The 10,222-nt window shown below is 65.8% G+C and carries 14 protein-coding genes; 6 read left to right on the top strand and 8 right to left on the bottom strand.

Annotated features, from left to right (window positions below; genetic code table 11):
* Nucleotides 1-265: 265 nt before the first annotated feature.
* Both ACQKLX_RS09920 and ACQKLX_RS09915 read right to left on the bottom strand, forming a co-directional pair.
* Complete coding sequence (locus tag ACQKLX_RS09920) at nucleotides 266-676, bottom strand: acyl-CoA thioesterase (protein WP_427361409.1); 411 nt, start codon at nucleotides 674-676, stop codon at nucleotides 266-268.
* Entirely contained in the window at nucleotides 669-1,031 is a 363-nt protein-coding gene (locus ACQKLX_RS09915; protein ID WP_427361408.1) for a hypothetical protein, read from the bottom strand. Before ACQKLX_RS09915 ends, ACQKLX_RS09920 begins: the two co-directional genes overlap by 8 nt.
* A gap of 43 nt (nucleotides 1,032-1,074) precedes the next feature.
* Between ACQKLX_RS09915 and ACQKLX_RS09910 the strand changes: the two genes are divergently transcribed.
* Complete coding sequence (locus ACQKLX_RS09910; protein WP_427361407.1) at nucleotides 1,075-1,533, top strand: VOC family protein; 459 nt, start codon at nucleotides 1,075-1,077, stop codon at nucleotides 1,531-1,533.
* On the opposite strand, the gene ACQKLX_RS09905 is transcribed toward ACQKLX_RS09910, so the two are convergent.
* On the bottom strand, nucleotides 1,534-2,757 hold the full coding sequence (locus ACQKLX_RS09905; RefSeq protein WP_427361406.1) for an MFS transporter: 1,224 nt from the start codon (nucleotides 2,755-2,757) through the stop codon (nucleotides 1,534-1,536). It abuts the gene before it with no gap.
* Between the two features lie 160 nt (nucleotides 2,758-2,917).
* Between ACQKLX_RS09905 and ACQKLX_RS09900 the strand changes: the two genes are divergently transcribed.
* Nucleotides 2,918-3,961, top strand: coding sequence for a 2-dehydropantoate 2-reductase (locus tag ACQKLX_RS09900; protein WP_427361405.1), 1,044 nt, complete (start codon nucleotides 2,918-2,920; stop codon nucleotides 3,959-3,961).
* 1 nt (nucleotide 3,962) lies between these two features.
* Here ACQKLX_RS09900 and ACQKLX_RS09895 read toward each other — a convergent pair whose 3' ends face one another.
* Both ACQKLX_RS09895 and ACQKLX_RS09890 read right to left on the bottom strand, forming a co-directional pair.
* Nucleotides 3,963-5,177 (bottom strand): putative bifunctional diguanylate cyclase/phosphodiesterase, encoded by a 1,215-nt coding sequence (locus ACQKLX_RS09895; protein ID WP_427361404.1) that lies wholly within the window; start codon nucleotides 5,175-5,177, stop codon nucleotides 3,963-3,965.
* Between the two features lie 270 nt (nucleotides 5,178-5,447).
* A complete protein-coding gene (locus tag ACQKLX_RS09890) occupies nucleotides 5,448-5,849 on the bottom strand; it encodes an HlyU family transcriptional regulator (protein WP_427361403.1) in 402 nt (133 codons plus the stop codon).
* 81 nt (nucleotides 5,850-5,930) lie between these two features.
* Here ACQKLX_RS09890 and ACQKLX_RS09885 point away from each other — a divergent pair, with 81 nt between their 5' ends.
* From ACQKLX_RS09885 to ACQKLX_RS09875, 3 genes are all read left to right on the top strand, one after another.
* Nucleotides 5,931-6,245, top strand: coding sequence for a hypothetical protein (locus tag ACQKLX_RS09885; protein ID WP_427361402.1), 315 nt, complete (start codon nucleotides 5,931-5,933; stop codon nucleotides 6,243-6,245).
* A gap of 148 nt (nucleotides 6,246-6,393) precedes the next feature.
* Complete coding sequence (locus ACQKLX_RS09880) at nucleotides 6,394-6,765, top strand: hypothetical protein (RefSeq protein WP_427361401.1); 372 nt, start codon at nucleotides 6,394-6,396, stop codon at nucleotides 6,763-6,765.
* Nucleotides 6,756-7,325: a TetR/AcrR family transcriptional regulator gene (locus tag ACQKLX_RS09875; protein ID WP_427361400.1), complete on the top strand. Its 570-nt coding sequence runs from the start codon at nucleotides 6,756-6,758 to the stop codon at nucleotides 7,323-7,325. Before ACQKLX_RS09880 ends, ACQKLX_RS09875 begins: the two co-directional genes overlap by 10 nt.
* A gap of 4 nt (nucleotides 7,326-7,329) precedes the next feature.
* Here the strand turns inward: ACQKLX_RS09875 and ACQKLX_RS09870 are convergent, their stop codons facing one another.
* From ACQKLX_RS09870 to ACQKLX_RS09860, 3 genes are all read right to left on the bottom strand, one after another.
* Entirely contained in the window at nucleotides 7,330-7,755 is a 426-nt protein-coding gene (locus tag ACQKLX_RS09870; RefSeq protein WP_427361399.1) for a secondary thiamine-phosphate synthase enzyme YjbQ, read from the bottom strand.
* Nucleotides 7,755-8,366 carry a LysE family translocator gene (locus ACQKLX_RS09865; protein ID WP_427361398.1) on the bottom strand — a complete coding sequence of 204 codons (612 nt, stop codon included), beginning with the start codon at nucleotides 8,364-8,366 and terminating at the stop codon, nucleotides 7,755-7,757. The genes ACQKLX_RS09870 and ACQKLX_RS09865 overlap by 1 nt, the downstream gene beginning before the upstream one ends.
* A gap of 166 nt (nucleotides 8,367-8,532) precedes the next feature.
* Nucleotides 8,533-8,808 (bottom strand): hypothetical protein, encoded by a 276-nt coding sequence (locus ACQKLX_RS09860; RefSeq protein WP_427361397.1) that lies wholly within the window; start codon nucleotides 8,806-8,808, stop codon nucleotides 8,533-8,535.
* A gap of 362 nt (nucleotides 8,809-9,170) precedes the next feature.
* Here ACQKLX_RS09860 and ACQKLX_RS09855 point away from each other — a divergent pair, with 362 nt between their 5' ends.
* On the top strand, nucleotides 9,171-10,214 hold the full coding sequence (locus ACQKLX_RS09855; RefSeq protein ID WP_427361396.1) for a hypothetical protein: 1,044 nt from the start codon (nucleotides 9,171-9,173) through the stop codon (nucleotides 10,212-10,214).
* Nucleotides 10,215-10,222 lie beyond the last annotated feature (8 nt).

Below are 10,222 nucleotides of genomic sequence, written 5' to 3'. Positions count from 1 at the left end.
GGATTCTTCTGAATCACTCGGCGATAGGGTGAGGTTACGGGTTGTTAGGAATTGCCGAGCGCGCGAACCCCTCCCCCTTGGGGGGGAGGGGCAGGGGTGGGGGCGCAAAGCCGAGGTGATCGGCTGAACCAGACGGCGGTTCCGCTGCTGCCAGCCCCGTTCTGGCGAGCGGTCACCAAGCGGCACCACCCCCATCCCCAACCCTTCCCCACAAGGGGGAAGGGAGGAGCCAAGACGATCAGCCCTGCGTGGGACAATCCCTCCCCTACCCCGCCGGCAGGGCCGGAACCGGCCGCGGCCGGCCCTCGTCGTCGATCGCGACGAAGGTGAAGGTCGCGTCGGTGACCTTCTCATGGAGCGTGGTGCGGAAGCGCTTGGCCCAGGCCTCGACCTGGATCTTCATCGAGGTGCGCCCGACCGACTTCACCGAGGTGTAGACGCTGAGCACGTCGCCGACCTTGACCGGGCGGATGAAGGTCATCGCCTCGACTGCGACCGTCACCACGCGCCCCTGCGCCCGGTCGACCCCGGCAATGCCGCCAGCCTGGTCCATGCGCGACATCACCCAGCCGCCGAAGATATCGCCATTGGCGTTGGTGTCCGCCGGCATGGCGATGGTGCGCACGGTCAGGGTACCGCAGGGTTCTTCGGCAGGATTCGCGCCAGGCTCAGTCATCGTTGCCCTTCCCCTCTTCGATATGGAAGGAGTGGAGCACACGATGCAGGATCGGCGCCAGCACGAAGCCGGTGGCGATCACCACAAACAAACCCGAGAAGATCGCATAGAAGCCGGCGAACAGCTTGCCCCCGGCGGTCTTCAGCTCGGTCACCGGCCCCATGCCCGAGAGGATCATCGCCGCGTTGACGAAAGCGTCGACCCCGCTCATGCCTTCGCTGGCGGTGTAGCCGATCATGCCGATGGCGAGCCCGACGATGGTGAGCCCCAGCCAGAGCAGGATCGCGCGCCCCAGGCGCAGCGCAAAGCGCCTTATCGGGACGAGCCGCTCGTGACGACGCTCGAACTGCAGCATGGATTCCTTCCGGCCAGTCTTGAGCCCAGCTTGGCGCACCCGCATGCTGGGTCAAGCCACGACACTGCAGGAGGAACGCGATGAGCACCCCCCGCCGATGATCTCGATCTCGCTGCGCTATGCCGACGCACCGCGGATGTACGACTGGCTGATCGCAGCCTTCGGCTTCGAGAAGCATGCCGCCTACTATTCCGAGGACGGCAAGACCCTGCTGCATGGTGAGCTGCGCATGGGCGATAGCTTCATCATGCTCGGTTCGTCGGAGAACAACGCGATCGGCAAGCTGGTCTCGCGCCCGGCCGAGCTCGGCGGCACCACCGCCTCGCCCTATGTCGCGACGGCCGGGATCGACGCGCTCTGCGCGCGCGCCCGCGCGGCGGGAGCCGAGATTTGCATGGAGCCGACCGACCAGCCCTATGGCAGCCGCGACTTCATCTGCAAGGACCCGGAGGGTCATGTCTGGTGCTTCGGCACCTATCGGCCGGGCGCCGCCCCCGCCTGATCAGGCAGCCGCCAGCTTGGGCCGCGCCTTCAGCATCAGCCAGCAGACGATCGAGAGGTTGATCAGGTTCCAGGCGAGGCCGTTGAGGAAGGCGAGCCGGTAGGACGCGGTCGCGTCGAAGATCGCTCCCGAGACCCAGCCGCCGAAGGCCATGCCGAAGATCGTCGCCGACATCACCACGCCGATGCGTGCGCCCGCTTCGCGCGGCGGCATGTAATCGCGGATCGCCACCGCATACATCGGCACGATCCCGCCCTGGAACAGGCCGAAGATGCCGGTGACGATGAAGAGCGAGCTCAAGCCGTCGAACCAGAGATAGAGGAAGAGCGCGATGCCCTGCATCAGCGAGGACAGGACCAGCGTCGCCGTGCCGCCGATCCTGTCGGCGACGAAGCCCGAGCCGACACGGCTGACGATGCCTAGCGCCATCATCACCGTCAGCATCTCGGCGCCGCGGGCGACGCCATAGCCGAGATCGCTGCAATAGGCGACGATATGGACCTGCGGCATCGACATCGCGACGCAGCAGCAGAAGCCGGCCACGACCAGGAGCAATTGCAGCTGGTTCGGCGACAGTCCGAGGCTGCCGCGTGCACCAGCGCTTGTCACCTCGGCCGCCGCGAGGGTCGCCGCATTCGGCCGGCGCCGGAACAGCGGCGCCAGCGGCAGCATCACCACCAGGCAGGCGATGCCGAGCCATAGATGTGTCGTGCGCAGGCCATGCGTCTCGACACCCCAGTTGATCAACTGGGGCCAGAACATGCCGGCGAGATAGCTGCCCGAGGCGCCGAAGACGACGGCGAGGCCGCGATAGCGCCGGAACCAGTGCGAGAGATCGGCGATCAACGGCGAGAATCCGGTCGCGGCGCCGAGCCCGATGAGGAAGCCATGCGCCAGCGCGAACTGCCAGAGCGAGCCAGCAACCGAGGCGAGCGAATAACCAGCGGCCAGCAGCACGGCGCCAAGCATGATCGGCAGGGCGATGCCGAACCGATCGACCAGGCGGCCCATGACGATATTGCCGATGCCGAAGCCGATCATGGCGCAGGTATAGGGCAGCGAAGCATCGGCGCGCATGACGCCGAACTCCTTCTGCACCGCCGTCACCACCACCACGGCCGACCAGGAGCCGACGCAGGCGATCGTCCCGACCAGCAAGGCCAGCGCGAGCCTCATCCAGGCATAGGCTGAATCCGGCGCATAGCGCGCGTCCTGGGCGTTCATGTTTCCTCACCGTCCCATCGGAGAAGTTTCTTCTCCGTGCCTGAGCATTAGGCAGCGGCGAACCGCACCACAAGCGCGCGGGCGGCGGGGTGATGCAGCGCGGATGTTGGAGCAGCCGCTCCCCGGGCGATGCTCTTGCCCTGGGCGCGGCCTGCCCGGCATGCTGACCGCCTGTCGCGAGGAGATGATGGCGAGAATCTGCATCTATGGCGCCGGCGCGATCGGCTGCTATCTCGGCGGCCGGCTCGCCGCCGCCGGCGCCGAGGTCGGCTTCGTCGGTCGCCCCGGCATCGGCGAGGAGCTTCGGCAGCACGGCTTGACCCTGACGCATTACAATGGCCGCCACTGGCGCGTTCCGCCGGAAGCCACCGCCTTCTCGACCGAGCCGGAGGCGGCTACGGCAGCCGAGCTGATCCTCGTCACGGTCAAATCCGGCGCTACGGCGCAGGCGGCCGCGGAGCTTGCCGGCGTCATCGGGCCGAACGCCGTCGTGATCAGCTTCCAGAACGGCATCGGCAATGCGGATACGCTGCACGAAGCTCTACCCGGCCGCATCGTGCTTGCCGGCATGGTGCCGTTCAACGTCATCAGGCGCGGCCCTGGCGCCTTCCATCAAGCTTCCGAGGGCGAGCCCGAGGTCGCGGACTCCCCGGCCCTCGCACCCATCCTTGATGATTTCGCCAGCGCCGGCTTCGCCCTGCGTAGGCATCGCGACATGGTCCCGGTGCAATGGGCCAAGCTGCTTCTCAACCTCAACAATGCAGTCAACGCCCTCTCCGGCCTGCCGCTGCAGCAGGAGTTGGCGCAGCGCGCCTATCGCCGCTGCCTCGCTCTCGCCCAGGCCGAGGCGCTCGCTCTGTTGAAGCAGGCAGGGATCGCGCCCGCCCGGTTGACGCCACTGCCGGCGCGCTGGATTCCGATGCTGCTGCGCCTGCCCGACGCGCTCTTCGCCCGGCTGGCGCGCAAGATGCTGGCGATCGACCCGTCGGCGCGCTCCTCCATGGCCGACGACCTCGCCGCCGGGCGCAGGACCGAGATCGACTGGATCAATGGCGAGGTTGTCAGCCTGGCGCAGCGGCTCGGGCGGCAGGCGCCGGTGAATGCGCTGCTGGTCTTGCTCGTCAAAGCCGCGGAAAACGACAGGAAGCGCTGGAACGGCGAGGCCCTGCTCGCCGAGCTGCAGGCAGCGGGCCGGCGAGGCTAGCTCAGCCCTTGCGGCCGGTCAGGTCGGCATATTGCTCGGGCGGCAGCGGCCGCCCGAGCATATAGCCCTGCATGTAGTTGCAGCCCTCGTCGATAAGGAAGTCGAGCTGTTCGCGCGTCTCGACGCCCTCGGCCACCACCTCGATGCCGAGCGCATGACCGAGCGCGATCACCGCGCGGGTGATCGCCGCCGCCTCCGAGGCGACGCCGAGATTGGCGACGAAGCTGCGGTCGATCTTCAGCGTCGAGAGCGGGAACATGTGCAGATAGGAGAGGGAGGAATAGCCCGTCCCGAAATCGTCGAGCGCGATGCGCACGCCGAGCGCCTTGATCCGGTGCAGCACCAGCATGGTGCGGTCGAAATCGGTGATCATCACCCCTTCGGTGATCTCGAGCTCGAGCCGCTCCGGCTCCAGCCCGGTCTCGACCAGGATCTCGTCGATCAGCCCCGGCAGGTCGCCGTGGCGGAACTGCAGCGGCGAGACGTTGACGGCGATGCGCAGCGGTTTCTCCCAGCTCGCCGCCTCGGTGCAGGCCTGGCACAGCAGTTCGCGTGCCAGCGGCAGAATCAGCCCGCTCTCCTCTGCCGCCGGGATGAAGTCGGATGGTGGGATCACGCCGCGCTCGGGATGGACCCAGCGCGCCAGCGCCTCAAAGCCCGTGAGGACGCCCGCCGCGGAGAAGACCGGCTGATAGTGCAGATGCAGCTGCTTCTGCGCGATCGCGGCCGCGAGCTCTTCGGCGAGGTGGTGGGCGGAGGATGCGGCATCGCTCCCGGCCTGCGGGCCGGTACTGACGTCGACCATCACATTGATTGCACCGGCGAGCCTGCCTTCGGCATCGTAGAACGGCGTCGGCAGCGGCATGAAGCGTACACGGCTGCCATCGGGCCGCTCGGCCAGCGCTTCGACGCCGCGGATCGGCCGCTTCTCCCGCAGAGCGACCGCCAGCGGGCAGTCCTCATGCGCCAGCGGCGAACCGTCGACCTGGAAGAGGCGATGGGCGATGCACCAGCGATCATGCCCGAGCTGCGGCTGACGTCCGACGAACCGGGCAGCAGCCTGATTGAAATAGGTCACACGTCCTTCGGCATCGGTCGCGTAGAGCGCCAGGGGCAATTGCGTCACGACTTCGCGGAACCAGCTGTCATCGGCGACGCCGGCTTGCGCACCCGCAGGTTCATCCGGCTTCTGGCTGCCGGGGGAATTGGGAGGCATGCGGACGATCTCGATACGACGAACAACGTGATGGCATCAAAGCGGAAAAAACCGAATAAAGTTTTAAATGGCAGAGGCGAATCCGAGCCCCCAGCCAAATGGCCACCCCGAAGAGGTCAAAGGCCACAGCATGCTCCGTATTATTTGACTTAAATTTGGGCCATTTCGTAGGGAAACCGCAATGGTCGCTTAGATTTGAAATTTTGAACCGATATTGAGCCTACAATATTGGAGCAACATTCCTGCCCAGAACAGAGATTACCATAAATCCTATTTGAACAGTCGTTCGCCTTGTTCGTCGATCAGCTGCCTGGCCTTGACGATGGCGAAGTCCGCAGCCTCCTCGGCACCGGGGAAGCGATCCGCCCGGATGAAGCGGTGGCTCTTCATCTCGCCGTCGATCTCCTTCTCGATCACCCCGGAAAGCTGCTGCTGCCCGCCTTCAGGAAACGGCGTCGCATGGATGGTGAAGCCTTTGTACTCGGTGCTCTTCAGCGGCGCCGCTTGGCCGGCCGGCTTGGCTTCCTTGCGACCGAACAGGGATTTGAGAAAGGACATGGCGGGCTCCATCTGTCCGCGCTGTATAGCGCAGATGCCGGCCACTTGGCCAAGAGCCAGATCTGTCGCCCCCGCTGCCCTGCGCCTCTGGTGCACCGGCATCGAGATCACCATGTCTTTTTCAGACAGGGCGGAAAAAGCCGAGCCCGTCCACCTTCGCGCGCGCTTCCATGCCGCTCTGTCGCAGGAGCAGCCATGACGCGCTTCCTCGCACCCTGCTTGCCGGCCGCGCTGGCGCTGGCACTGTCCTGCGGCCCGGTCCGCGCCGAGGCTCCTGCCGGCATTCCTTGTGCCGAGCGCAGTATGGCGACGAGCCAGTTGCATGAACTCTACGGCGAGCGCCGGATGGGCTACGGTCTCGCCGCAAACGGCAGCGTGATCGAGCTCTTCGCTTCACCCAACGGCTCCTTCACATTGTTCGCGACATTTCCCGAAGGCGTGAGCTGCCTGATCGCCACTGGCCAGTCCTGGGAGCCGCCGCCCGAGCCCGAATACTACGCCGGTCGGTGATCCGCCCCGCTTCAGACAAGAGTCGCCGCGCTCGCCTTCGCCGCCTCGGGCACCTCCCCGCCATCGGCACCGTCGCCGCCTGCAGTTCGGAGGCTTGCATTCTCTAAAAATAATACCGTACAGTATGGTATTATTTTGAGAGGCCATCATGAACGTTTGGCTCGCCCTTGCCGCCGCGCTCGCCGCCGCCACGACGCTGATCCACGTCATTCTCGGCGGCCGCGAGATCGCTGCCCCCCTGCTTGCCGCCGAGCGCCTGCACGCCGTGCCGAAGTTCACCATGTACTATTGCTGGCATCTGGTGACGATCGTGCTCGCCGCACTGGCGCTCGCGTTCGGCCTCGTTGCGACCGGCCTGGGCAGCCGAGACCTCGCCCTCTTTGCCACCGCCGGTGCTGCGCTGTTCTGCTTCTGGGGCCTCGGCATGATCGTCCTCTTCCGCCTGCGGGTCGTGCATTTCCCGCAATGGGCGCTGTTCGCGGCGATCGCTGCCAGCGGCGCGATCGGCCTGTGGCAGTGACCTCCCCTGCCCCGCTTCGCTTCCGTCTGGGCGACTGGCTCGCGCTCGGTCTTGTCTCACTCGCGGAACAGGGCCCGGCCGGATTGACGATCGAGGCGCTCTGCCGTCGCGCCGGCAAGACGAAAGGCTCGTTCTATGCCCATTTCCCGGCGATAGAGGCCTATCTCGTCGCGCTCGCCGGCCATTGGCGCGAGACCCATACCCATCGCCTGATGCAGGAGACCGATAAGAGCGGCCCGGCGCAGGATCGCTTGATCGCGCTCGACCGCATGGCCCTCGCCCTCGATATGCGCATCGAACAGGGCATGCGCCGGCTCGCCCAGCTCGATCCGGGGGTCGCCGCGACCTGCGCCGAGGTCGACCGCGAGCGCATCGGCTATCTGGAAAAGCTCCATGGCGAGAGCGGGCGCTTCACGCCACCGGAAGCCCTCGCTCTGGCCCGCGTCGAATACGCCGCCTTCATCGGCTTCCAGCAGCTCGACCTCAGCCTGTCGCCGGACGAGCTGCACGATTGCTATGGCACCTTCATGCGGCTGCTCGTCCGCCCCAGCACCAGCTGACGGCTCAAGCCAGATGCAGCACGACCTCGCGCCGATGCGGGCTGGTGCGATGCTCGAACAAATAGATGCCCTGCCAAGTGCCGAGCGCCAGTCGCCCTCCGCTCACCGGGATACCAAGCGAGACCGGCAGCACCGCCGCCTTGATATGGGCCGGCATGTCGTCCGGCCCCTCGGCGCGATGAACGAGATAGACCATCGCCGGATCGTCCGCGGGCGGCACCAACCGCGAGAAGAAGGCGGAAAGGTCGCGCTGCACGTCCGGATCGGCATTCTCCTGGATCAGCAGCGAGCAGGAGGTATGGCGCACGAACAGCGTCAGCAGGCCGGTATCGACGGCCGCCTCGCGTACGAAGCGAACGACCGCGTCGGTGAATTCGTAGAGCCCCGCCCCGCGCGTCTCGATCGCGAGGCGGCCCTGCTTGCCCGCCATCAGCGCTCTGTCAGCGCGAGCTTGGCGCCGAGCGCGACGAAGGCTGCCGCGAAGGTGCGGCGAAGCCAGGCCATCACCGCCGGCCGGCTTACCACGTGATCGCGCATCGCCGCGGCGAACAGGCCATAGAGCGCGAAGACGACGAAGGTCATCGCCATGAACACGCCCGAGAGCTCGAGCATACGCGCCATCGGGCTCATCTCGTCGGCGGCGATGAACTGCGGCAGGAAGGCGACGAAGAAGATCGAGAGCTTGGGGTTGAGCACGTTGAGCGCGAGGCCGTCGACCAGCACGCGCCAGGCCGAACGCTTGTCGGCCTTGGTCTCGACGCTGAGCGCGCCCTGCTCCTTCAGCGTCTGCCAGGCCATCCAGAGCAGATAGGCGACGCCGGCATATTTGACGATCGCGAAAGCGAGCGCACTGGCGTGCAGCAGCGCCGCCAGGCCCAGCATCGCGGCAATCAGATGCGGCACGATACCGAGCGTGCAGGCGAAGGAGGCGAGCACGCTGGCCTTGGCCCCACGGGTCAGGCCGGCAGCGATGGTATAGATCGCGCCCGTCCCGGGCGAAGCGACGATGATCAGCGAGGTCAGCAGGAATTCGAGGGACACAGCTTCACTCCAGCTCCAGCGACGCTGCCGGAACCGCATCGATATCGCTCTCTCGGGCGGCTTGCTAGAGCATTTTCGAGCGAAGCGGATACCGGTTCGCGTGAAGAAGATGCGATAAAACAACGAGATGGAGCGTTTCCGCGTTTCAGCGAAACGCGGAGACGCTCTAGCCCAGCCCTTCGAAGATGCCGCCGATCACCGTGACGACCGCTTCGCCGGTCGCAACCACGGCGGTCCCGGCGCCCTCGACAACGGTCCCGACCACCTCGACCGCGACACCGATCGCTTCGACCGAGACATTGCTGGCGACGTCGAGGACCCCGCTGACGATGTCTCCGGCCGTCGAGCCTTCCTCTTCCTGCTTCTTCGCCTGGGGCGGAAGATTCGCCTGCAACGCCGCCTTTGCGGCCTCGATCTCCTCGGCGGTCGGGATACCGGTCATCTCTGCTCCTCCAGCGGAAGCCTCGATTGTGAGGCTCACCTTAGCAGAACTGTGGCAGACAGGACCGATTTTGCTTGCTTGGGGCCCGGGTCTGCCCGGCTGATCGCCGTTGTGGCTGCTGATGCGCCGCCCGTCGCAAGGCTCCTTGCCAGCAGGCTGATCCACAGCAGAACTGGCGGTTCACACCGCCCCTTGTGAACAACCTCAGGTCGAAACCAGCCCTGAAGTGTCCAATCGCTCGTTGAGATCGAGCGATAAAAGCTGAGCGCGACACGAAGGGCCCACCTCTAGGCATATCGAATTCCCTTACGTCATCATCAGCACATCGAAAAACCTCGTTCGATTCCAACCAGGGCGAAAGCATGCAAAAGAATATTTCGGTTATCTGCTACGATCTGCCCACGGTCAGCCGGTTTATTCGCTCCTGCGCACTCGTCATCGCGACGCAGCATTCCATGAAGGTCGAGTGGGAGACGTACAGGGACAGCAAGGTCATCAATGCGATCTACACGGTCTTCTTCTGGAAGGAACCACCCGGCATGGCCGTGGTGAAGGACGGAGCTCCGGCCGAAATCGAACGCCGCACGGATCAGATGTTCGAGCGGTTCATTTTGACCTGGATTCGAAAACTGGCCGAACAGGGCCCCCGCGGCGGACAAGAGTACCTGTCGTTCCTCGGGCATCTCCGTGACATGGCGCGAAACGACATCCTGAGCCTTTATCGCGAGGTCTCCGGCATCAATAGCGACGTCATGCGGGAGACCCAGCAGGGCATCCAGAATCTCGCCCGCATCAAGCTTGGCGCGCAGGTCGGCGTTGCCGCGATCGGCGTCGTCGTCGGCGTTGGACTCGTCGTCCCTGCGCTGGTCGGCGGCACTGCGGTCGCCGGCGGCGGCCTCACGATTCTCGGCCTCCAGGCGGGTGCGGGAGGGACGGCGTTCGCGCTCGCCGGTGCCGCTCATTCGATCACCCATTCGGTTATCAAGAATTGGGAGACCGGCGCCGATGCCCAGGTGGCGGCGATCGTCAACCAGGATGTCGGGACGGAAGTCGCGAAAGCCTCGGTCAGTGAAGCGTTGGGCCGCGGCACGGGGCGCGTGCTCGACAAGGCTCTCGCCGGCTCGGCAAAGGCCCAGAGCGCGATCCGCTCGGCGCAGGGCGAGATCAACAAGCAGTCGGCCCGGCTCGCCCAGCAGACCCTGACCAGAAAGGGGACTGAGAAGGCGACCCGCCGGATCGCCGACGATACCGCACGTGTGGCGGCGCGGACGGCGGAACTCGCCAGGCACAATCGCATGGCAACCGTCGCCAGAGCCGGCGGCGTCACGATTCCGATCGTCTTCGCTGCCTGGGACGTGATGGACGCGTACAGCGAATACCAGAAAACCATGGCGGCAAACCAGTAAAGCCGCGC

Origin of the sequence: Allobosea sp. NPDC003192 (genome assembly GCF_050275675.1) — a bacterium.
Classification (GTDB): domain Bacteria; phylum Pseudomonadota; class Alphaproteobacteria; order Rhizobiales; family Beijerinckiaceae; genus Allobosea.
The sequence above is the reverse complement of the archived record's forward strand: the minus strand, read 5'-3'. Positions and strand labels throughout refer to the sequence as shown.